Annotated in this window: 20 protein-coding genes; 14 read left to right on the forward strand and 6 right to left on the reverse strand. The window is 51.9% G+C overall.

Translation table 11 applies throughout. The annotated features are described in order from the left end of the window. Position 1: 1 nt before the first annotated feature. Both thrB and thrC read left to right on the forward strand, forming a co-directional pair. The gene (gene thrB, locus EC840_RS19300; protein ID WP_112288869.1) at positions 2-931 is read left to right on the forward strand and encodes a homoserine kinase; all 930 of its coding nucleotides are present in this window, start codon (positions 2-4) and stop codon (positions 929-931) included. Between the two features lie 24 nt (positions 932-955). Then, positions 956-2,245: a threonine synthase gene (gene thrC / locus EC840_RS19305; RefSeq protein WP_113876307.1), complete on the forward strand. Its 1,290-nt coding sequence runs from the start codon at positions 956-958 to the stop codon at positions 2,243-2,245. Positions 2,246-2,312: 67 nt separating this feature from the next. On the opposite strand, the gene yaaA is transcribed toward thrC, so the two are convergent. Next, entirely contained in the window at positions 2,313-3,086 is a 774-nt protein-coding gene (gene yaaA / locus EC840_RS19310; protein ID WP_113876308.1) for a peroxide stress protein YaaA, read from the reverse strand. Positions 3,087-3,198: 112 nt separating this feature from the next. Further along, positions 3,199-4,626 carry a sodium:alanine symporter family protein gene (locus EC840_RS19315; RefSeq protein ID WP_129639691.1) on the reverse strand — a complete coding sequence of 476 codons (1,428 nt, stop codon included), beginning with the start codon at positions 4,624-4,626 and terminating at the stop codon, positions 3,199-3,201. A 275-nt stretch (positions 4,627-4,901) separates the two neighbouring features. Between EC840_RS19315 and tal the strand changes: the two genes are divergently transcribed. The 3 genes from tal (at position 4,902) to EC840_RS19330 (ending at position 8,032) form a co-directional block, all read left to right on the forward strand. Next, positions 4,902-5,855: a transaldolase gene (tal, locus tag EC840_RS19320; protein WP_112291902.1), complete on the forward strand. Its 954-nt coding sequence runs from the start codon at positions 4,902-4,904 to the stop codon at positions 5,853-5,855. A gap of 124 nt (positions 5,856-5,979) precedes the next feature. Continuing rightward, positions 5,980-6,567, forward strand: coding sequence for a molybdopterin adenylyltransferase (mog, locus tag EC840_RS19325; protein ID WP_112291897.1), 588 nt, complete (start codon positions 5,980-5,982; stop codon positions 6,565-6,567). A 142-nt stretch (positions 6,568-6,709) separates the two neighbouring features. After that, positions 6,710-8,032, forward strand: a complete 1,323-nt coding sequence (locus EC840_RS19330) for an MFS transporter (protein ID WP_129639693.1) — start codon at positions 6,710-6,712, stop codon at positions 8,030-8,032. A 60-nt stretch (positions 8,033-8,092) separates the two neighbouring features. Here EC840_RS19330 and satP read toward each other — a convergent pair whose 3' ends face one another. Further along, entirely contained in the window at positions 8,093-8,692 is a 600-nt protein-coding gene (satP, locus tag EC840_RS19335; protein WP_129639694.1) for an acetate uptake transporter, read from the reverse strand. Between the two features lie 317 nt (positions 8,693-9,009). On the opposite strand from satP, the gene dnaK reads away from it, so the two are divergent. From dnaK to nhaR, 4 genes are all read left to right on the forward strand, one after another. Next, positions 9,010-10,911, forward strand: coding sequence for a molecular chaperone DnaK (gene dnaK, locus EC840_RS19340; protein WP_112287001.1), 1,902 nt, complete (start codon positions 9,010-9,012; stop codon positions 10,909-10,911). Positions 10,912-11,010: 99 nt separating this feature from the next. Then, on the forward strand, positions 11,011-12,144 hold the full coding sequence (gene dnaJ / locus EC840_RS19345) for a molecular chaperone DnaJ (protein ID WP_112287000.1): 1,134 nt from the start codon (positions 11,011-11,013) through the stop codon (positions 12,142-12,144). 230 nt (positions 12,145-12,374) lie between these two features. Continuing rightward, positions 12,375-13,550 carry a Na+/H+ antiporter NhaA gene (gene nhaA, locus EC840_RS19350; RefSeq protein WP_132966648.1) on the forward strand — a complete coding sequence of 392 codons (1,176 nt, stop codon included), beginning with the start codon at positions 12,375-12,377 and terminating at the stop codon, positions 13,548-13,550. Positions 13,551-13,615: 65 nt separating this feature from the next. Further along, positions 13,616-14,503, forward strand: coding sequence for a transcriptional activator NhaR (nhaR, locus tag EC840_RS19355; RefSeq protein WP_129639696.1), 888 nt, complete (start codon positions 13,616-13,618; stop codon positions 14,501-14,503). Positions 14,504-14,585: 82 nt separating this feature from the next. Here nhaR and rpsT read toward each other — a convergent pair whose 3' ends face one another. Next, the gene (gene rpsT, locus EC840_RS19360) at positions 14,586-14,849 is read right to left on the reverse strand and encodes a 30S ribosomal protein S20 (protein ID WP_013577064.1); all 264 of its coding nucleotides are present in this window, start codon (positions 14,847-14,849) and stop codon (positions 14,586-14,588) included. Positions 14,850-15,288: 439 nt separating this feature from the next. Here rpsT and ribF point away from each other — a divergent pair, with 439 nt between their 5' ends. The 5 genes from ribF to ispH all read left to right on the forward strand — a co-directional run bounded on the left by ribF (position 15,289) and on the right by ispH (position 21,021). Then, positions 15,289-16,227, forward strand: a complete 939-nt coding sequence (ribF, locus tag EC840_RS19370; protein ID WP_132966650.1) for a bifunctional riboflavin kinase/FAD synthetase — start codon at positions 15,289-15,291, stop codon at positions 16,225-16,227. A gap of 61 nt (positions 16,228-16,288) precedes the next feature. Next, on the forward strand, positions 16,289-19,105 hold the full coding sequence (gene ileS, locus EC840_RS19375; RefSeq protein ID WP_129639697.1) for an isoleucine--tRNA ligase: 2,817 nt from the start codon (positions 16,289-16,291) through the stop codon (positions 19,103-19,105). Next, positions 19,105-19,611, forward strand: a complete 507-nt coding sequence (gene lspA, locus EC840_RS19380) for a signal peptidase II (RefSeq protein ID WP_112286995.1) — start codon at positions 19,105-19,107, stop codon at positions 19,609-19,611. Before ileS ends, lspA begins: the two co-directional genes overlap by 1 nt. Positions 19,612-19,616: 5 nt before the next feature. Further along, on the forward strand, positions 19,617-20,087 hold the full coding sequence (fkpB, locus tag EC840_RS19385) for an FKBP-type peptidyl-prolyl cis-trans isomerase (RefSeq protein WP_112286994.1): 471 nt from the start codon (positions 19,617-19,619) through the stop codon (positions 20,085-20,087). After that, on the forward strand, positions 20,068-21,021 hold the full coding sequence (gene ispH, locus EC840_RS19390; protein ID WP_112286993.1) for a 4-hydroxy-3-methylbut-2-enyl diphosphate reductase: 954 nt from the start codon (positions 20,068-20,070) through the stop codon (positions 21,019-21,021). Before fkpB ends, ispH begins: the two co-directional genes overlap by 20 nt. Positions 21,022-21,089: 68 nt before the next feature. Here the strand turns inward: ispH and EC840_RS19395 are convergent, their stop codons facing one another. Both EC840_RS19395 and EC840_RS19400 read right to left on the reverse strand, forming a co-directional pair. Further along, positions 21,090-21,965, reverse strand: a complete 876-nt coding sequence (locus tag EC840_RS19395) for an SMP-30/gluconolactonase/LRE family protein (RefSeq protein ID WP_129639698.1) — start codon at positions 21,963-21,965, stop codon at positions 21,090-21,092. A gap of 160 nt (positions 21,966-22,125) precedes the next feature. Then, positions 22,126-23,271 (reverse strand): autotransporter domain-containing protein, encoded by a 1,146-nt coding sequence (locus EC840_RS19400; protein WP_120161952.1) that lies wholly within the window; start codon positions 23,269-23,271, stop codon positions 22,126-22,128. Positions 23,272-23,520 lie beyond the last annotated feature (249 nt).

Here is a 23,520-nt window from a genome sequence, read left to right on the forward strand (position 1 = left end):
TATGGTTAAGGTGTATGCCCCGGCTTCAATCGGGAACGTCAGCGTAGGCTTCGACGTGCTGGGCGCGGCCGTGTCTCCGGTCGATGGCACGCTGCTGGGCGACTGCGTTTCTGTTGAAGCGGCCACAGAGTTCAGTCTGAAAAACGAAGGCAAGTTTGTGTCTAAACTGCCTGACCGCATGGAAGACAACATCGTTTATCAGTGCTGGCAGCGTTTCTGTCAGGAAATCGGCAAAGAAGTGCCGGTGGCGATGACGCTGGAAAAAAACATGCCGATCGGTTCCGGCCTGGGTTCCAGCGCCTGTTCGGTGGTCGCCGGTCTGATGGCGATGAATGAATTTTGCGGTAAGCCGCTCAGTGAAAACCAGATGCTGTTGCTGATGGGCGAGCTGGAAGGGCGTATTTCCGGCAGCGTGCATTTCGATAATGTCGCACCCTGCTATCTGGGCGGCATTCAGCTGATGCTGGAAGAACTCGATATTATCAGCCAGAACGTGCCAAGCTTTGACGACTGGTTGTGGGTGATGGCGTATCCGGGCATCAAAGTGTCGACGGCAGAAGCGCGTGCTATTTTACCCGCGCAGTATCGCCGTCAGGATTGCATCAGCCATGGTCGTTATCTGGCGGGCTTTATTCATGCCTGTCACACGCAGCAACCTAGGCTGGCTGCGAAACTGATGAAAGATGTGATTGCTGAACCTTATCGTACCCGTCTGCTGCCGGGCTTTGCAGAAGCACGCAGCGCCGCAGAAGAAATCGGTGCACTGGCTTGCGGGATTTCGGGTTCCGGTCCGACGCTGTTTGCGGTTTGTAATGACAGCGCGACAGCGAAACGTATGGCTGACTGGCTGCAGACGCACTATCTGCAAAATGACGAAGGCTTTGTTCATATTTGTCGTCTTGATACCGCGGGCGCGCGGGTATTGGGATAACTCGATAATTTATTGGGATAACTAATGAAACTGTACAACCTGAAGGATCACAACGAGCAGGTCAGCTTTGCTCAGGCCGTCAAACAAGGTCTTGGAAAACAGCAGGGGTTATTCTTCCCGCTGGATCTGCCTGAATTTGAACTGACTGAAATCGACCGCTTGCTGGAACTGGATTTCGTCACCCGCAGCAGCCGCATTCTTTCTGCTTTCATCGGCGATGAAATTCCTGAAGAGGAATTACATCAGCGTGTGAAAAACGCCTTTGCTTTCCCGGCACCGGTAGTGAAAGTGGAAGAAGACATTGCCTGTCTGGAACTGTTCCACGGTCCGACCCTGGCATTCAAAGATTTCGGTGGCCGTTTCATGGCGCAGATCCTGACGCAGGTTTCAGGCGACCAGCCGGTGACCATTCTGACGGCAACGTCGGGCGATACCGGCGCAGCCGTGGCGCACGCTTTCCACGGTCTGAAAAATGTCCGTGTAGTGATCCTGTATCCGCGCGGCAAAATCAGTCCGTTGCAGGAAAAACTGTTCTGTACGCTGGGCGGTAACATTCACACTGTCGCCATCGACGGTGATTTTGATGCCTGTCAGGCGCTGGTCAAACAGGCGTTTGATGATGAAGAACTGAAACACGCGCTGAAGCTGAACTCAGCCAACTCCATCAATATCAGCCGTCTGCTGGCGCAGATTTGCTACTACTTTGAAGCAGTGGCTCAGTTGCCGCAGGAAGCGCGCAATCAGCTGGTTGTTTCCGTGCCAAGCGGTAACTTCGGGGATCTGACCGCCGGTCTGCTGGCGAAATCTCTCGGCCTGCCGGTGAAACGCTTCATCGCAGCGACTAACGCCAATGATACCGTGCCGCGTTTCCTGTCTGACGGTGAATGGGATCCGAAGAAAACCGTAGCGACATTGTCGAACGCCATGGACGTCAGCCAGCCAAATAACTGGCCACGTGTGGAAGAACTGTATCGTCGTAAAACCTGGCAGCTGAAAGATCTGGGCTTTGGCGCAGTCAGCGATGACACCACCGAAGATGCGATGCGCGAGCTGGCGAATATCGGTTATATCTCTGAACCTCACGCGGCTATTGCTTACCGTGTACTGCGTGATCAGCTGCAACCGGGCGAATTTGGTCTGTTCATCGGTACTGCGCATCCGGCGAAATTCAAAGAAAGCGTGGAAGCGATTTTGGATCAGGACATCGGTTTGCCGAAAGAACTGGCGGATCGCGCAGATCTGCCGTTGCTGTCGCATAACCTTCCGGCTGATTTCAGTGAAATGCGCGCATTCCTGATGGCGCTGCCTGAATAAAGACCGTGCTTCAGAAATGCAAAAGCCCTCTTCGCGAGGGCTTTTTTACGCATACTGCTCAGGTAGATCAGCGTTCCGGGCGGGTAAATACCAGCTCATTGCCCTGTGAGCGTGATTCATCAAATTCGTAACCTTCCAGGTTGAAATCCTGAAGTTGTTTCGGCTTATCCAGACGCTCTTTGATAATGAACCGGCTCATCAGGCCACGCGCTTTTTTTGCGTAGAAGCTGATGACTTTGTACTTACCGTTCTTCTCATCAAGGAAGACAGGTTTGATGATTTCGCCATCCAGCAGTTTAGGTTTCACCGCTTTGAAGTATTCATCAGACGCCAGATTCACCAGCACTTTGCTTTTCTGTTCGCGGAGTAACAGATTCAGTTTTTCAGTCAGTAAATCGCCCCAGAACGCATACAGATTCGCACCCTGCGGGTTTTCCAGACGGATACCCATTTCCAGACGATAAGGCATCATTAAATCCAGCGGACGCAACAGACCGTATAAACCGGACAACATGCGCAGATGTTTTTGGGCAAAATCGAAATCTTTCTCGCTGAAATCTTCCGCCTGCAGACCGGTATACACGTCACCTTTAAAGGCCAGAAGCGCCTGTCGGGCATTTTTCGGGGTGAAATCCGGCTGCCAGTCATTGAAGCGTTCAGCGTTCAGATGGGCCAGTTTATCGCTGATCCCCATCAGTGAAGCGATCTGCGCCGGGGACATTTTACGCGCCACGGTGATCAGTTCACTGGATTTATCCAGCAACTCTGGTTGGGTATAGCGCGTTGTCGCAAGCGGGCTTTCGTAATCGAGCGTTTTGGCAGGTGAAATAATGGTCAGCATAGTCTTGTCCGTTGGTCAGTGACGGTTCAAATTCAGAATTTTTCGTTGCCATACTGTAGCAAAAAAGTCACTGCGATGGAGGCATGACAGCAATAGGTAAAAGCGGTGAAAATCAGCGCGGAGATGACGTTTTATCCCACACACCCGGCTCAAGCTGACCGCGTAATTCAGGGAAATGGTCAGGATTGAAGACCGGTATTTTTCCCATCCGCCGCTGCCGCTCGTGATCCTTAACCACTTTTACCGCGATGCCGGAAAGCAGCAGCAGGGCGGTGAGATTAAGTATGGCCATCAGCGCCATGAAGATATCAGCCAGCTTCCAAAGCATCTGGAGTTCCATCAGGCAGCCGCCGAAAACCATCGCAATGACCAGCAACCGGAAAATCAGCAACTTAACCGGGGCAGCGCTGTGAACAAAACTGAGATTGTTTTCAGCATAGACATAGTTGCCGGCGATTGAAGTGAACGCAAAGGCGCACACCAGCATCGCCAGAATAACCGAGCTCCATTCTGGCAATGTGGGGTCGATGGCCAGGCGGAGCAGGCGAATTCCCGTGGGCGCTCCGGGAATATCCAACGCGCCGGACGTTAAAATAATCAACGCCGTAGCGGTGCAAATTACCACCGTATCAATAAACACCGCCAGCATCTGGTTAAAACCCGAAGCAGCCGGATGGCTGACTGCTGCCATCGCCGCGACATTTGGCGATGAACCGACACCGGCTTCACTGGCAAAAGCCCCGCGCTGCATCCCCTGAGTTATCGCCTGAGTCACGCCATAAGCCAGCGCGCCGGATGCCGCTTCCTGCAGGCCGAAGGCGCTTTTGAATATCAGTGCGAAGACTTGTGGAAGTTTTTCGACATGATGACCAATGACCCAAACGGCCAGCAGCAGCCAGGCAATGGCCATCAGCGGGATCATCCATTTGGACAGCCAGGTAACGGCGCGGATCCCGCCGAAAATCAGCAGAGCAACCAGTGCCGCTAAAATACAGGCGGTTGTCAGCGGCGGAACATGCAGGAGATGGAATGATGCCTGAGCAATCGAATTAGCTTGTAACGCACTGAAAATAAAGCCGCAGGAAATGACCATCAGGAAGGAAAACAGGATCCCCATCCAGCGCATTCCCAGCCCTTTCTCCATGTAGTCTGCCGGGCCACCACGAAATTTGTTACGCGCACTGGTGCCTTTGTAAATCTGCGCCAGCGTGTTTTCTATCAGCGCGGTCGCCATGCTGAAGAGAGTAATAATCCACATCCAGAAAATGGCTCCCGGCCCGCCGAGCGCAATCGCAATAGTCACGCCTGTCAGGTTACCGGTACCCATTCGTGAAGCCATACTCAGACAAAGTACGCGCCAGGGGGATGTTCCGCGAGGATCGGCGTTGCGTTTAAAAAGTGACGGAGAGAAGAGGTGGCCAAAACGACGAAACTGAATGAACCCAAGACGGAAAGTGAGATAAATACCGCTGCCAAACAGCAGGTAAATCAGGATTGTGCTCCAGAGAATAGTGTCGAAAAATTCCAGCAAGTCATTCATGAATTGTCCTTGGTTGATTTACCCTTCATCGTTTTTATTAATTGGCTTAAGGGCAATGACCACTTTGGATGGCTAACATACCTTTTTTATCAAACCGGTGACATATGCATTTTGGCTGAAATTGTGTGTTTTGGAAGGTGATAAATCCATAGATGTTCGTAGCCGAGCATGCCGCGAGATGCGCCTTGCGCGTGGCTTTTTGCATGTTATCATCAGCCAAAGGCAAGGCATGAAAATGCCTATACGAAAACGTCCAAACGATGAGATATGCCAAAATGACCGATAAACTGACTTCCCTACGCCAAATGACTCAGGTTGTTGCTGACACCGGAGATATCGCGGCAATGAAGTTGTACCAGCCGCAGGATGCGACCACCAACCCGTCACTGATCCTCAGCGCTGCGCAAATTCCTGAATACCGTAAACTGATCGACGAAGCAATCGCCTGGGCACGTGACCAGAGCAGCGATCACGACCAGCAGATTACTGATGCCGCTGACAAACTGGCAGTAAACATCGGTCTGGAAATTCTGAAACTGGTTCCGGGCCGCATTTCAACAGAAGTTGATGCCCGTCTGTCTTACGACACTGACGCGAGCGTGGCCAAAGCCAAACGTCTGATCAAACTGTATAACGATGCGGGCATCACCAACGACCGTATCCTGATCAAACTCGCTTCTACCTGGCAGGGTATCCGCGCTGCGGAAAAACTGGAAAAAGAAGGCATCAACTGTAACCTGACCCTTCTGTTCTCCTTCGCTCAGGCTCGTGCTTGTGCAGAAGCGGGTGTGTTCCTGATTTCTCCATTCGTTGGCCGTATCCTCGACTGGTACAAAGCCAATGGCGACAAGAAAGAGTTCGCGCCGAATGAAGATCCGGGCGTGGTGTCTGTGACCGAAATCTACGAATACTACAAACAACACGGCTACGAAACTGTCGTGATGGGCGCAAGCTTCCGTAACATCGGCGAAATCATCGAACTGGCTGGTTGTGACCGTCTGACTATCGCTCCTGCGCTGCTCAAAGAGCTGGCAGAAAGCGAAGGTCCGCTGGAGCGCAAATTGTCCTTCTCCGGTGAAACCAAACCACGTCCTGCGCCACTGACTGAATCTCAGTTCTACTGGGAACACAACCAGGATCCGATGGCTATCGACAAACTGGCTGACGGTATCCGTAAGTTTGCAGTTGACCAGGGTAAACTGGAAAAAATGATTTCTGACCTGCTGTAATCAGCGCTCAGTTTTCGACAAAAAGCGGCTAATCAGCCGCTTTTTTTGTGCCTGCGATAAAACCACAGGCCGCTTACCGATATACTGAGACAAATTACGAAGAAAAATGCTGTGGAGAAATAGCATGAATACATTCCGAATTGGTCTGGTATCGGTGTCGGACCGCGCCTCAAACGGTGTTTATCAGGATAAAGGCATTCCGGCGCTGGAAGCGTGGCTGGAGAAAGCGCTTATTACCCCATACAAACTGGAAACAAGACTGATCCCAGATGAGCAGCCGCTGATTGAACAGGCGATCAGCGAACTGGTCGACGAGAGTGGCTGTCATCTGGTGCTGACCACTGGCGGAACCGGCCCTGCACGCCGTGACGTCACGCCGGATGCCACGCTGGCGGTGGCCGATCGTGAAATGCCGGGCTTCGGTGAGCAGATGCGCCAGATAAGCCTGCACTTTGTGCCGACGGCGATCTTATCGCGTCAGGTTGGGGTTATCCGCAAACAGGCGCTGATCCTCAATTTACCCGGTCAGCCGAAATCAATTCAGGAAACGCTGGAAGGCCTGAAAGATGCTGACGGTAAGGTGATTGTTTCCGGTATTTTCGCCAGCGTGCCGTACTGCATCCAGCTTCTCGATGGACCTTACGTCGAAACGCATGATGAAGTGGTAGCAGCTTTTCGTCCAAAAAGTGCCCGCCGCGATACAAAAAACTGAATAGCCCCCGATTTCCAAATTAACAGAAGTTACGCGTCAGGCACTCTGGTGTGAAAAATATTTGCCGTTATAGTAATGATTACTTTACATGAGGTGGCAAAACCTTTTTCCATTTTACACTCTGGTGTCTGACGGTATCCCTATGCAACACGCACAATCGCGCCGGTTGAACCGGCAGGACTACAAAACGCTGTCCCTGGCTGCATTAGGTGGCGCACTCGAATTTTACGATTTCATCATTTTCGTCTTCTTCGCGGCGGTCATTGGCGATCTCTTCTTCCCGGCTAATATGCCCGACTGGCTGCGCCAGGTGCAGACCTTCGGCATTTTCGCCGCCGGTTATCTGGCACGTCCGCTGGGCGGCATCATCATGGCGCATTTCGGGGACGTAGTGGGTCGTAAGCGTATGTTCAGTCTGAGTATTCTGCTGATGGCCTTGCCGACACTGGCGATGGGGTTATTGCCGACTTACGCGTCGATTGGCATTGCAGCACCGCTGTTATTACTGCTGATGCGCGTGTTGCAGGGCGCGGCTATTGGCGGTGAAGTCCCGGGTGCATGGGTGTTTGTGGCTGAGCACGTGCCGCGCAGCCGCATTGGTTTTGCCTGTGGAACGCTGACGGCCGGTTTAACATTGGGGATCCTGCTGGGTTCTCTGGTGGCAACTTTACTGAACACCAGCATGACGCCGGCAACAATCAGTCAATACGGCTGGCGTATTCCGTTCTTTATTGGCGGCATTTTTGGTTTGATCGCCATGTATCTGCGCCGCTGGTTACAGGAAACGCCGGTCTTTATTGAGATGAAAGCGCACAAAGCGCTGGCGGAAGAGCTGCCTCTGAAAGCCGTCGTCGCCAATCATAAAAAAGAAATTGTGGTCTCGATGCTGATGACCTGGCTGTTATCGGCCGGGATCGTGGTGGTGATACTGATGACGCCAACCTGGCTGCAGAAACAGTTCGGTATTCCGGCTGCAGAGGCATTGCAGGCAAACTGTCTGGCCACCGTGGCGCTGATGGTTGGCTGCATCATCTCAGGCAGCGTTGTGGATCGGCTTGGTGCCAGCAAAACATTCATCTTCGGCAGCCTGTTTCTGGGGATTTGCACATGGTCGTTCTATCACATGGTTGCGGCGGATGCGTCGGTACTGATGGGCATGTACGCGCTCGCCGGACTGAGCGTGGGCGTGGTCGGTGCCGTGCCCTATGTGATGGTACGGGCATTCCCGGCTGAAGTGCGTTTTACCGGTATTTCTTTTTCATACAATGTGGCATATGCGATTTTCGGCGGCCTGACGCCGATCTTCGTGACGCTCATTATGCGTCTGACCCCGATGGCTCCTGCGTACTACGTGCTGGCGCTCTCTGCAATTGGTCTGCTGACCGGTATTTATCTGAGCCGTGACCTGAACAGTGAAGCGGCGAAAGAAGCGAAATTTGCCGAGCGTGTCGCATCCGGCCAGTAAGTTTGTTTCAGATATTAAAAAGCCCTGCAATGCAGGGCTTTATCATCTCAGGCATGACTGTTATGCAACGACAGCATCAACGTGCGCAGCCTGTTTTTTCGGCTCGCCGACAGGCAGAACCGTACGGCCATACTGTTCATTCAATACTTCAGCCATCGCCAGATAAATCGCGCTGGCACCGCAGAAGATACCTTCAAAGCCCGCAAAATGCAGAACAGCGGTGTTGCCGGTCATATTTCCGTAGCACAGCAGGGCGAACAAAATTGTCAGGCTGCCGAAAACAACCTGAATGCCACGGTTCCCTTTCAGGGTGCCAAAGAACATGAATAAAGTGAAAATACCCCACACACCGAGATATGCGCCCAGGAAACTTTCGCTGCTGGCGTCGGCCAGGCCCATACGTGGCAGCATCAGGATGCCAACCAGGCTCAGCCAAAATGCGCCATAAGAAGTGAACGCGGTTGTGCCGAACGTGTTCCCTTTTTTAAATTCCATCATCCCGGCGAGGATCTGAATCAGCCCGCCATAAAAAATGCCCATGCTCACAATCACTGCGGTGAGCGGGAAAAAGCCTGCATTGTGTAAATTCAATAAGATAGTGGTCATACCAAATCCCATCAGCCCGAGCGGGCCTGGATTTGCTAAGGGTTTACTGTGCATAGATCCTCTGTATCGGAATTATTATTAATTGATAATCGGGGGAAGAACGCTTGGAAATGGGTAAAAAAGCCACATATCTTTGGAAGCGCGCGGCATCATAAGGAGGGTTGCGTCAGCAAACATTGATCTGGCGTAACAGCAATTGAAGATTTTTTTTCACTTTGCCCCTTGATGCTGAGCAGCATGGCCCCATCTTATTCCCAACCGCAGTTGTTACCGTCGGGAAATCCGTTAAATGGGGCTGTTGAAATCGTAAAGATCGGCCACATATACAGTAGCAACCTGAACGAATATGAATTTAAGTGGAGACGTTTTAGATGGGTAAAATTATTGGGATCGACCTGGGCACCACCAACTCTTGTGTAGCTATCATGGATGGCACGACTGCTCGTGTACTGGAGAATGCTGAAGGCGACCGCACCACTCCTTCCATCATCGCTTATGCGGCAGATGGCGAGACTCTGGTAGGTTCTCCGGCTAAACGTCAGGCTGTGACAAACCCGCAGAACACCTTGTTTGCGATCAAGCGCCTGATTGGCCGTCGCTTCCAGGACGAAGAAGTTCAACGCGACAAAGGCATTATGCCTTACCAGATCGTAGGCGCTGACAATGGCGACGCCTGGATCGACGTTAAAGGTCAGAAAATTGCACCTCCGCAGATCTCTGCCGAAGTGTTGAAGAAAATGAAGAAAACTGCTGAAGATTACCTGGGCGAGCCAGTGACTGAAGCGGTTATCACCGTACCTGCTTACTTCAACGATGCTCAGCGTCAGGCAACTAAAGACGCCGGCCGTATCGCAGGTCTGGAAGTTAAACGTATCATCAACGAACCAACCGCAGCGGCACTGGCTTATGGCCTGGATCGTGAAATCGGTAACCGCACTATCGCGGTATACGACCTCGGTGGTGGTACTTTCGATATCTCTATTATCGAAATCGACGAAGTTGACGGCGAAAAAACTTTCGAAGTTCTGGCAACCAACGGTGATACTCACCTCGGTGGTGAAGACTTCGACAGCCGCATGATCAACTACCTCGTTGAAGAATTTAAGAAAGAGCAAGGCATGGATCTGCGTAACGATCCACTGGCGATGCAACGTCTGAAAGAAGCTGCTGAAAAAGCGAAGATCGAACTGTCTTCAGCTCAGCAAACTGACGTGAACCTGCCGTACATCACTGCTGATGCGTCAGGTCCAAAACACATGAACATCAAAGTGACCCGTGCAAAACTGGAATCTTTGGTAGAAGACCTGGTTAACCGTTCTATCGAACCACTGAAAGTGGCTCTGAAAGACGCAGGTCTGTCAGTTTCTGACATTCAGGACGTTATCCTGGTGGGTGGTCAGACCCGTATGCCAATGGTTCAGAAGAAAGTTGCTGAATTCTTTGGTAAAGAACCACGTAAAGACGTGAACCCGGACGAAGCTGTGGCAATCGGTGCAGCAGTTCAGGGCGGTGTGTTGGCAGGTGACGTGAAAGACGTTCTGCTGCTGGACGTGACTCCGTTGTCTCTGGGTATCGAAACCATGGGCAGCGTGATGACTCCGCTGATCACTAAAAACACCACCATCCCGACTAAACACAGCCAGGTGTTCTCTACTGCGGAAGACAACCAGTCTGCAGTAACCATCCATGTGTTGCAGGGTGAACGTAAGCGTGCAAGTGATAACAAATCTCTGGGTCAATTCAACCTGGATGGTATTCAGGCAGCGCCTCGCGGTCAGGCACAGATCGAAGTGACCTTCGACCTTGACGCCGATGGTATTCTGCATGTGTCTGCGAAAGACAAGATTACCAACCGTGAGCAGAAGATCACCATTAAGGCATCTTCTGGTCTGAGCGAAGAAGAAATCCAGAAAATGGTCAACGATGCTGAAGCCAATGCTGAATCTGACCGTAAGTTTGAAGAACTGGTTCAGACCCGCAACCAGGCGGATCACCTGATCCACGGTACCCGTAAGCAACTGGAAGACGCCGGCGATAAACTGCCAGCTGAAGACAAAACCGCAGTAGAAGAAGCCCTGAAAGCACTGGAAGTTTCGGCTAAAGGTGAAGACAAGGCTGATATCGAAGCGAAAATCCAGGCGCTGGTACAGGTTTCCGGCAAACTGATGGAAATGGCTCAGCAGCAAGGCCAGGCTGAAGGCGGCGATAACAGCGCGCAGAAAGATGACGACGTTGTTGACGCTGAATTCGAAGAAGTTAAAGACAAAAAATAATCGCCCTTAAGCGGGCACAGTAAGAAGTTTTACTGATAACCAGCACGGGCGTCGAGGAAACTCTACGCCCGTGCACGCATGTTGAGGGTAGGTTAAAGCATGGCGAAGCAAGATTATTACGAGATTTTAGGCGTATCCAAAACAGCGGATGAGCGTGAAATCAAAAAGGCTTATAAGCGCCTGGCAATGAAACATCACCCTGACCGCAATCAGGGCGATAAAGAGTCTGAAAGTAAGTTTAAAGAAATTAAAGAAGCTTATGAAATCCTGACCGATGCGCAAAAACGTGCAGCCTACGACCAGTACGGTCATGCAGCCTTTGAACAAGGTGGCATGGGCGGTGGCGGCGGTTACGGCGGCGGCGGTGCAGATTTCAGCGACATCTTTGGTGACGTCTTTGGCGACATCTTTGGCGGCGGTCGCCGTCAGCGTGCCAGCCGGGGTTCTGATCTGCGTTACAACATGGATCTGACTCTGGAAGAGGCCGTTCGTGGTGTCACCAAAGAAATCCGCATCCCGACACTGGATGAATGTGACGTCTGCCACGGCAGCGGCGCGAAAGCGGGCAGCTCTCCGGCCACCTGTCCGACCTGTCATGGTGCTGGCCAGGTTCAGATGCGTCAAGGCTTCTTCACAGTCCAGCAGGCGTGTCCGACCTGTCAGGGCCGCGGTAAAGTGATTAAAGATCCGTGCAACAAATGTCACGGTCATGGCCGCGTAGAACGTTCTAAAACTCTGTCAGTGAAAATTCCTGCGGGGGTCGATACCGGCGACCGTATTCGTCTGGAAGGTGAAGGCGAAGCGGGCGAGCACGGTGCTCCGTCAGGCGATCTGTACGTTCAGGTTCAGGTTAAAGCGCACAAAATCTTTGAGCGTGAAGGCAATAACCTGTACTGCGAAGTGCCAATCAACTTTGCCATGGCTGCACTGGGTGGCGAAATTGAAGTGCCAACGCTGGATGGCCGCGTGAGTCTGAAAATCCCTGCCGAAACGCAAACGGGCAAAATGTTCCGTATGCGCGGACGCGGTGTGAAATCTGTCCGTGGTGGTGCTCAGGGCGACCTGATGTGCCGCGTGGTCGTTGAAACGCCGGTCAGCCTGAGCGAGAAGCAGAAGCAATTGCTGCGTGATCTGGAAGAAAGCTTTGGTGGCGTATCTGGTGAAAAAAACAGCCCGCGTTCTAAAAGCTTCCTGGATGGCGTGAAAAAGTTCTTTGATGATCTGACCCGCTAATCTCTCGCTGACTTCAGCGGCTGAAAGCCAGATGAAATCCCCGGCAGCGTTCACGCTCCGGGGATTTTTTTATGGGTTTTATAAAGAAAATGGAAAGCCACACCGTTCGTAAAAACCGAGCTATACTCCAGAAATAATCGACTTTTTACGAAGTGATTCAGTGCGTACAATTCGCGCATTCCATTGTGGCAATCCTTTTATCGCCACGCCTTTTTTACAGGAGAGTCAGAATGTCGAATATCATTCGTCAGTTTTTACGCTTAGAGGCAGCAGGCGGCATCGTACTGATCCTTGCCGCTATCGTGGCGCTTATTATGGCGAATACCCCATTGCAGGGGGCGTATCAGGCGTTTCTGGATATTCCGGTTACGCTGCGTTTTTCTGAATTGCTGATCGACAAACCGCTTTTGCTATGGATTAACGACGGGCTGATGGCAGTATTTTTCCTGATGATTGGCCTGGAGGTGAAGCGTGAACTGTGTGAAGGCGCGCTGGCAAATCGCGAACAGGCTCTGTTCCCGGCGATTGCCGCACTGGGTGGCATGATCGTTCCGGCTCTGATCTACTTACTGTTTAACGGTGGTGACGACATTGCTCGTCAGGGGTGGGCTATTCCGGCAGCAACGGACATTGCCTTTGCGCTGGGTGTGATGGCACTGCTGGGGTCCCGCGTGCCAACTGGCCTGAAAGTGTTCCTGCTGGCACTGGCCATTATCGATGATTTGGGTGCGATCGTTATCATTGCGTTGTTCTACAGCCATGATGTCTCAATGATTGCGCTTGGGTTATCTGCGGCGTGTATCGCGGTTCTGGCCTGGCTGAACTGGCGTGGTATCACCAAGCTAACGCCGTATCTGCTCATTGGCGCCGTGTTCTGGGTGTGCGTACTAAAATCAGGTATTCACGCGACGCTGGCGGGTGTGATCCTCGGATTCCTTATCCCGCTCAGAACCAAAGAGAATAAAACCTCACCGGCGCGCCGCCTGGAGCATGGAATTCATCCTTACGTTGCCTGGTTTATTCTGCCTGTTTTTGCTTTCGCCAATGCCGGTATCTCGTTGCATGGCGTGACGGCTGCCGGTGCGTTTTCAATGTTGCCGATGGGTATCATGGCGGGGCTGTTGCTGGGTAAACCGTTAGGCATCATTCTTTTCGGCGGTCTGGCTCTGAAACTGGGCATCACCCGTCTGCCATCCGGCATTACGTTTAGCCAGATTGCAGCGGTGTCAGTGCTGTGCGGAATTGGCTTCACCATGTCCATTTTTATCGGCTCACTGGCATTTGCTTCACTTGATCCGGCGCTGCTGACTTACGCAAAAATGGGCATTCTGATGGGATCAGTGGCTTCAGCAGTTATAGGTTTCCTGATGCTGAGCCGCGCTTTGCCGAAAAAAACGCATCATTAAACTCTGTGCTGTGCGGGAAACCGCGCAGCATGATGCTGACTTCATACTTCAGAAAGGATGAAACCATGCCTCATATTAACTACAACCATTTGTATTATTTCTGGCACGTGTGTAAATCAGGTTCTGTCGTGGGAGCCGCAGAGGCGCTGTATCTGACGCCGCAGACCATCACCGGCCAGATAAAATCACTGGAAGAAAGACTGGATGGCAAGTTGTTCAAACGTCAGGGGCGCGGTCTGGTACCTTCTGAGCTGGGGCAACTGGTATATCGCTATGCGGACAAAATGTTCACGCTTAGTCAGGAAATGCTGGATATCGTGAATTACCGCAAAGAATCGAGCCTGCTGTTTGATGTGGGCGTGGCGGATGCGCTATCCAAACGCCTGGTCAGCCGGGTGCTGGAAGCGGCCGTGCCGGACAATGCGAAAATTCATCTGCGCTGCTTTGAATCAACGCACGAAATGCTGCTTGAGCAGCTGAGTCTGCACAAGCTGGATATGATTTTGTCAGATTGCCCCGTGGACTCCACGCAGCAGGAAGGATTGTTCTCCGTTAAGCTGGGTGAAAGCCCGATCAGCTTCTTTTGCTGCCAGCCGATGTCGGAAATGAGTTTTCCAGCCTGTCTCGAGCAGCGGCCTTTGCTGATCCCCGGTCGGCGATCCATGTTGGGGCGCAAGCTGCTTAACTGGTTTAACACGAAGGGACTTAACGTCAATATTCTGGGTGAGTTTGATGATGCGGCGCTGATGAAAGCTTTCGGAATGAACAATAATGCGATTTTTGTCGCACCGGCTATCTATTCGTCGACAGAATTTCAGGATGAAAAAATTGAAGAGGTCGGGCGGCTGGAGGGGATTATGGAGGAGTACTACGTGATTTTTGCGGAGCGTATGATCCAGCATCCTTCGGTACAGCGGATTTGTCACACCGATTTCACTACGCTGTTTGAGTAGCTTCTCGCTTGAGACTCAAATTTCAGATATAAAAAAACCGGCGTGAGCCGGTTTTTTTATCAAGCATTTCAGCGTAATGCGATTATTGCATTGCGTTGATTTGCGCAGTCAGATTTGACTTATGACGCGCTGCTTTGTTTTTGTGGATCAGGCCTTTGCAAGACTGACGGTCCACGATTGGTTGCATTTCGTTAAATGCGTTTTGTGCAGCAGCTTTGTCGCCTGCTGCAATAGCCGCGTATACCTTCTTGATAAAGGTACGCATCATAGAACGACGGCTCGCGTTGTGCTTACGGCGTTTTTCTGACTGTACGGCGCGTTTCTTAGCTGATTTGATATTAGCCAAGGCCAACTCCCAAATATTTTTCTATTGATGAACAATTCAAAGGCCGAGGAATATGCCTTTTCGGTCTTCTTTTGTCAACGGATTTGTGCAAATAAGCGGCGTTTTAAAGAGTAAACTTCGATCGTCGCTTGTTACGTTGTGATGGCGCAGGATTTTAACAGCTTCCGGCATCGGAATACAGTCTTTCGCGAGAAAAATCGACAGGAGAGTGTACAAACTGCCCACTACGGCCATTAACGCTTTGTTTATGCGAAAAGTCACGCATTCCCTGTATGCAACGAAAGATTTTCATCGCCACGCCGCCATTTGAACCGCAATATCTGCCGTATGCAAGAGAGAATGGTGAGATCCTGCTAATCGCTGGTTAACCTTGGAGGCTGTACAAGGTATAATCCGCCGATTTCCATCTTTATGAGTCAGCATTGGATTTGAGCCAGCTATGGAGCTAATTCGCGGAATACACAATATTCGAGCACGTCATCATGGATGTGTGCTGACTATTGGCAATTTTGATGGTGTACACCGTGGCCACCAGGCCCTGATTGAACAGATGAAGCTGGAAGGTCAACGTCTGGGGTTACCGGTGATGGTAATGATTTTTGAGCCACAGCCTCTGGAGCTGTTTGCCGGTGATAAAGCACCTGCACGACTGACCAGTTTGCGCGACAAAGCCAAGTATCTGGCAGAGTGCGGCGTTGATTATCTTTTATGTGTGCGTTTCGAACCCCGGTTCGCTGCCCACATGGCGCAGGCCTTTATCTCGCAACTGCTGGTCGAAAAGCTGGGCGTTAAATTCCTGACTGTCGGGGATGATTTCCGTTTTGGTGCCAGTCGTCTGGGAGATTTTGAGCTATTGCAGAAAGCCGGGGAAGAATACGGCTTTGAAGTGATCAGCACGCAAACTTTCCGTGAAGGGGAGAACCGCATCAGCAGTACGGCTATCCGTAATGCGCTGCGGGATGACGATTTAGCCCTGGCCGAAAACTTACTCGGCCATCCGTTCAGTATTTCAGGGCGTGTTGTTCACGGCGATAAGCTGGGACGTACCATTGGTTTCCCGACCGCCAACGTCCCGCTCAAGCGAGTCGTTTCACCGGTACGCGGCGTGTATGCCGTTGAAGTCTTAGGCCTCGGGCCTGAACCTTTGCCGGGCGTGGCGAACATCGGAATACGTCCGACAGTCGGTGGTGTGCGCAAGCAGTTGGAAGTGCACCTTCTCGACACCACATTAGATTTATACGGGCGCCACATTGACGTGGTGCTCCGCGCGAAATTGCGCAACGAACAGCGTTTCTCCTCGCTTGATGCTTTAAAGCAACAGATTGCGAACGATGAAGTGACGGCCCGGGAATTCTTTGGGTTAAAGACACTGCGCTAAACATGTACTGACAGGCGTGTAACAAAGCCTGGAATCCAGCCGAAAACGGAACCGAGAATCTATGAGTGACTACAAGAACACCCTGAATTTGCCGGAAACAGGGTTCCCGATGCGTGGCGATCTGGCCAAGCGTGAACCTGACATGCTGAAAAATTGGTATGACCAGGATCTGTACGGGATTATTCGTGCTGCCAAGAAAGGCAAGAAAACCTTTATTTTGCATGACGGCCCTCCGTATGCGAACGGCAGCATTCATATTGGTCACTCAGTAAACAAAATTCTTAAAGACATGATCGTTAAGTCCAAAGGACTGGCGGGCTTTGATGCGCCGTATGTTCCGGGCTGGGACTGTCATGGTCTGCCAATCGAGCTTAAAGTCGAGCAGCTGATCGGCAAACCGGGCGAGAAAGTCACTGCGGCAGAATTCCGTGAAGCGTGCCGTAAATACGCAGCAGAGCAGGTTGAAGGCCAGAAGAAAGACTTCATCCGTCTGGGCGTATTGGGCGACTGGGATCACCCGTACCTGACCATGGATTTCAAAACTGAAGCCAACATTATTCGTGCGCTGGGTAAAATCATCGGTAACGGCCACCTGCACAAAGGGGCTAAGCCGGTTCACTGGTGTACAGATTGCGGTTCATCCCTGGCAGAAGCAGAAGTTGAGTATTACGACAAAGCGTCTCCTTCAATTGATGTGGCGTTCAACGCGACTGACGCTGCCGCCGTGGCTGCGAAGTTTGGCGTATCTGCTTTTAACGGCCCGATCTCGCTGGTTATCTGGACCACCACGCCGTGGACCATGCCTGCTAACCGTGCGATTTCACTGAATCCTGAGTTTTCTTATCAGCTGGTTCAGGTTGAAGGCCAGTGCCTGATCCTGGCAACCGATCTGGTTGAAAGCGTCATGAAACGTGCCGGTATCGCGAAATGGACCATCCTGGGCGAGTGTAAAGGTGCGGATCTCGAGCTGCTGCGCTTCAAACACCCGTTCCTTGGTTTCGACGTTCCGGCGATCATGGGCGACCACGTAACGCTCGATGCCGGTACCGGTGCCGTGCATACCGCACCAGGCCACGGTCCGGATGACTTTGTCATCGGCCAGAAATACGGTCTGGAAGTGGCCAACCCGGTAGGGCCGAACGGCTGCTACCTGCCAGGCACTTACCCGACGCTGGACGGTAAATTCGTCTTTAAAGCCAACGACCTGATCGTTGAACTGCTGCGCGAAAAAGGCGCATTGCTGCACGTTGAGAAAATCACGCACAGCTACCCGTGCTGCTGGCGTCACAAAACGCCGATCATCTTCCGTGCTACGCCGCAATGGTTCATCAGTATGGATCAGAAAGGTCTGCGTCAGCAGTCTCTGGAAGAGATCAAAGGCGTGCAGTGGATCCCGGACTGGGGTCAGGCGCGTATCGAAAACATGGTCGCTAACCGTCCTGACTGGTGTATCTCCCGTCAGCGTACGTGGGGCGTGCCGATGTCTCTGTTCGTTCACAAAGACACCGAGCAACTGCATCCGCGCAGCCTTGAGCTGATGGAAGAAGTTGCTAAGCGTGTTGAAGTGGATGGCATTCAGGCATGGTGGGATCTGAATCCGGAAGAGATTCTGGGTGCCGACGCTGCCGATTACGTCAAAGTGCCTGATACGCTGGACGTGTGGTTTGACTCCGGTTCAACACATTCTTCCGTTGTGGATGTGCGCCCTGAATTTAACGGTCATTCGCCGGATCTGTATCTGGAAGGTTCTGACCAGCATCGTGGCTGGTTCATGTCTTCCCTGATGATTTCGACTGCCATGAAAGGCAAAGCGCCTTACAAACAAGTTCTGACGCACGGTTTCACCGTGGATGGTCAGGGCCGCAAAATGTCTAAATCCATCGGCAACACCATCGCGCCGCAAGACGTGATGAACAAGCTGGGTGGCGACATCCTGCGTCTGTGGGTGGCATCAACGGATTACACCGGCGAAATCGCTGTGTCCGACGAAATCCTCAAACGTGCTGCGGACTCTTACCGCCGTATCCGTAACACCGCGCGCTTCCTGCTGGCGAACCTTAACGGTTTCGATCCTGCGCTGCACAGCGTGGCTCCGGAAGACATGGTTGTTCTGGATCGCTGGGCTGTTGGCCGTGCGAAAGCCGCTCAGGAAGAAATCATTGCCGCGTATGAAGCCTATGATTTCCACGGTGTGGTTCAGCGCCTGATGCAGTTCTGCTCGATCGAAATGGGTTCCTTCTATCTGGATATCATTAAAGATCGCCAGTACACCGCGAAAAGCGACAGCGTTGCACGTCGCAGCTGCCAGACCGCGCTTTACTATATCAGCGAAGCACTGGTCCGCTGGATGGCGCCAATCATGTCGTTCACCGCAGATGAAATCTGGGCTGAGCTGCCGGGCAGCCGTGAGAAATTCGTCTTTACCGAAGAATGGTATGACGGTTTGTTCGGTCTCGCGGGCAACGAATCCATGAACGATGCGTTCTGGGATGAGCTGCTGAAAGTCCGTGGCGAAGTGAATAAAGTGATTGAACAGGCGCGTGCTGATAAACGTCTGGGCGGTTCTCTGGAAGCGGCGGTCACGCTGTTTGCTGATGATGCGCTGGCAGCCGACCTGCGTTCTCTGGGCAACGAACTGCGCTTCGTGCTGCTGACTTCAGGTGCGAAAGTTGCCGCGCTGTCTGAAGCAGACGATGCCGCTGTGCCAAGTGAATTGCTCAAAGGCCTGAAAATCGGTCTGGCGAAAGCGGAAGGCGACAAATGTCCGCGCTGCTGGCATTACACTACTGACGTCGGCCAGAACGCGGAACATAGCGATATCTGCGGCCGTTGTGTCACTAACATCGCTGGCGACGGCGAAGAGCGTAAGTTTGCATAATGAGTAAATCGATTTGTTCCACCGGACTCCGCTGGCTCTGGCTGGCGGTCGTGGTCATTATCGTGGATCTGGGCAGTAAGTTTCTCATTATGGGAAACTTCCAGCTCGGCGAATCCATGCCTTTGATCCCGTATTTAAATCTGTTCTACGCCCAGAACCATGGTGCAGCGTTCAGTTTCCTGGCAGATAAAGGCGGCTGGCAGCGTTGGTTCTTCGCGTTAATCGCACTGGTTATCGTCGTGGCACTGGTCGTGCTGATGTATCGCGGCAGCGCGAAGCAGAAGCTGAATAACATTGCCTTCGCTATGATTATCGGTGGCGCACTCGGTAACTTGTTTGACCGCCTGTACCACGGTTTCGTGGTCGACTTTATCGATTTTTATGTCGGTAGCTGGCATTTCGCGACCTTCAATCTGGCCGACAGTTTTATCTGCGTCGGTGCAGCAATGGTGGTGCTGGAAGGTTTTCTGGCTAAACCGAATGAAGCCACGAAGAGCAAAGGATAAGAATTATGTCTCAACAGGTGAAACACGACAGCGCCGTGCTGGTGCATTTTACGTTGAAGCTGGAAGACGGCTCGACGGCAGAATCGACCCGCGCTAATGGGAAACCTGCGCTGTTTCGCCTTGGCGACAGCAGCTTGTCTGACGCGCTGGAAAATCAGCTGCTAGGGCTGAACGTGGGGGATAAACGTGCATTCACGTTAGCCCCTGAATCGGCATTCGGGACTAAAAGCCCGGATCTGGTTCAGTTCTTCTCCCGTCGTGATTTTCAGGAAACAGGGGTGCCGGATGTCGGCACCATCATGTTGTTCAGTGGCCGCGATGGCAGTGAAATGCCGGGTGTTGTCCGTGAAGTGACCGAAGATTCCATCACTGTAGATTTCAACCATCCGCTGGCAGGGCAACATATCGATTTCGATATTGAAGTTCTGGAAATTGACCCGGAGCTTGAGGGGAAACATGCAGATATTGCTGGCTAACCCGAGAGGGTTTTGCGCGGGCGTTGACCGCGCAATCAGTATCGTTGAACGTGCGCTGGAAATTTACGGCGCGCCTATTTATGTGCGTCACGAAGTGGTTCACAACCGCTATGTGGTCGACAGCCTGCGTCAGCGCGGGGCAGTTTTCATTGAGCAAATCAGCGAAGTGCCGGATGGCTCAATTCTGATCTTCTCCGCCCACGGTGTTTCTCAGGCTGTGCGCGCAGAAGCGAAAGCCCGTGACCTGACGATGTTGTTTGATGCGACCTGTCCGCTGGTAACCAAAGTACATATGGAAGTAGCGCGCGCCAGTCGTAAAGGCACCGAAGCCATTTTGATTGGTCATGCCGGTCACCCGGAAGTGGAAGGCACGATGGGCCAGTACAGCAACCCGAACGGGGGCATGTATCTGGTTGAAGCGCCGGAGGATGTGTATAAATTGCAGGTGAAAGATGAAAACAACCTGTGCTTTATGACGCAAACCACGCTATCGGTTGACGATACTTCAGCGATCATTGATGCGTTGCGCGATCGTTTCCCGAACATTGTCGGGCCGCGCAAAGATGATATCTGTTACGCCACCACTAACCGTCAGGAAGCCGTGCGTACGCTGGCGGATGGCGCAGATGTTGTGCTGGTGGTTGGCTCGAAAAACTCATCAAACTCCAACCGTCTGGCGGAACTCGCCCAGCGCGTCGGTGTGCCTTCTTATCTCATCGACTCGGCAGCTGATATTCAGGAAAGCTGGCTGAAAGATGCAAAAAGCATTGGCGTAACGGCAGGCGCATCTGCACCGGATATTCTGGTGCAGGACGTGATCAGCAAGCTGAAAACCTTTGGTGGCCTCGATGTGATTAACATCGAAGGACGCGAAGAAAATATCGTGTTCGAAGTGCCGAAAGAGCTGCGCGTAGATGTAAAACAGATCGACTGACATCAGGCCTTAAAATGAAAAACCGGCTCACTGTGGCCGGTTTTTTTATGGCTGAAATCCGAAGGCAATTAAGGCTTTTCGAGTTTAAACAAATTCTGTGGCGCACCCACCGCGGTGGTTTCTACATGCAGTAAAGCACCTTCCAGCGCATGCGGCGCATCGAGGTTTTTACGGGCTGAGGTGATAAACAGCTCAGTCATATCCGGACCACCAAACGTGCAGCAACTCGGTTGTGTCACCGGCACCGGTTGCGTATCAAGCTTCAGTAATTCACCCTGATTAATCTGCTGACGCAGCAGGCATTTCGATCCCCAGCATGCGGTGATCAGCCAGCCATTTTGTGTCAGTGCTGAGCCATCCGGGATTTTATCGCCTGAAGAGAAGCAGGATATTTTCAGCGGATTGATCCGGCGGGCGTTGGCGGAAAAGAAGCGTTTTTTCTTGCTGTCCGCGAACCAGACTTTACCTTCATGCCAGACCAGCGTGTTGGTACAACCGACACCATCGAGCATCATTTCAGGTTTTTCTGCCCCTGCTTCATAGCGGAACCATTCGCCGTTGTCCTTCTCTTCCTTAATATCGAGCGTACCGAACCACAGCGAACCGTCGGGGGCGACAGCGGCTTCGTTCGGCCGCGTGCCTTCGGCACCGGGATAATCGCAAAGCTTCTGGCGGGATTTTTGCTCGTAATCGTAGAGGTGGATCCCGTCGACGGAAACCAGCAAAAATTGATTTCTCTTTTCGGTCAGCAACACGGCGCTGGTGACGGCGGGAAGCTCATGGATTTCAGTTTGCCCGGTATCGGGCCAGTAGCGCAGAACGCGCTGAGCCAGAATATCGACCCAAAGCAAAGATTGTGTGCGCTGGCACCAGACGGGAGTTTCACCCAATTCGGCTCGATAGTCGCCAATGGCAGTTATGTCGGACCGGAATAATGCTGACATCGCAAAGCTCTCCTGCAGGTTACAAAGTGGATATAGCGACAACTGTCTCTATGAGTCTAGTCTGGCTTTGCCTCTGCGGGATAGATGAAATGATGTAAAAAGAAAGGGCCAGCCCGTCAATAAGACGTAAAGCCGGCCCTTAAGGTTCAATCGTTAAGGCTTAGAAGTCGTAACGCAGACGGATCAGGTTCATATCACCGAGGTTATCGGTAGAGGACGTGAACACGTGCTCGTAATCAACACGGAAGCCGTAATCAAGCTGGAAGGACACACCCAGCCCGTTATCAATACGCTGGTAATTACGGCCAGTCACATAGGTCAGACGGTCACCCATGAAGTATGGCTGAATGGTTTTAACTGCCAGCTGATTGATTGGGAAAGCATAACCCAGGAAGTATTCCAGACCGTAAGCGTCGCCCGCGAAGAAGTTGTCTTCAGTTTTCACGCCAGTGGTCAGGAAGTCATGGTAGTAACCGCCGCCGAAGGACGCTGTCCAGTTGCCTGGTTTCCAGCTCAGTGCGGTACCGACAATGCTCTGGTTGTAGTCTTTAGAGGTGTTATCGCCAGGGTTTCTCATTTCTGCGTCGGTGTAGTTGTACGCCGTACCCCAGGTCAGATCTTTGGTGATGTGGTAATCCACACCGACGGAACCACCGCCGTTACGTTTGTAACGCAGGCCATTTTTGCCGGTCAGCAACTCGTTGTCTTCGAACAGGTAAGAGGCATACACATCGGCGTCGCCGAAGGTGTTCTTGTATTTCAGCATCTTACGGGAACGATAAGAACCGTCGTAGTCGCCGTTCACACCATTACCCGGCGCCTGGGCGAGCATGTCGTAATCCCAGATATCGGTTTTCGCACCGACCACATCGTAGTAAACGCTGTTTTGCTGACCAAAAGTCAGCTGGCCGTAGGTTTTGCTTTTCAGACCGGTATAAAGCATACGGCGGCTGGTGTTATGCGCGCCATCTGCGTGGTGATTGTCCCAGCCCGTCAGGGCAGGGATATTGACACCCAGTTCGTAGTAGTTAATCCAGCTGATATCATCAAACAGATAATAATCAGTGGAGAAACGGAAACGTGTACCGCCATCAAAACCGTTAGTTTTGTAGTTTTTCACGCCATTCTGGAACTGGAATTGCGGACGAATACTCCCGCCAACCTGGAATTGCAGGCGGCTCAGGGGATCGTTCGGCTGCGGGTCTTGTTTAATCAGGGTGATTTCTGCGTGTGAAGCGAAAGAGGCTAAGCCGAAGAGCAGGCCAGCAGTAGTCGCCTGGGCGACTTTGTTTAGTTTGAATTTCATCTTGAGTCCCTGTGCCAACATGCTGATTAGAAAAATCAGCAACAATATTGGCCCTGTATTTTTATTTTTCCCCTCACTGATGACTGTCTGGTGAGGGTGAAGACGCGCCTTATGATGCCAGGCTGCTCATTTTGACTGCGTTTAAATCAAATTTCCGCAGTTAAAATTAGGTTGCTATTTATTACCACAATCATTGGTTTTATCAATATTATTTGTGTAGATATAATAAAAATTTAATGTTTCAGATCT

The organism is Rahnella sp. JUb53 (assembly GCF_004346065.1).
In the GTDB taxonomy this organism is placed as follows: Bacteria; Pseudomonadota; Gammaproteobacteria; order Enterobacterales; family Enterobacteriaceae; genus Rahnella; species Rahnella variigena.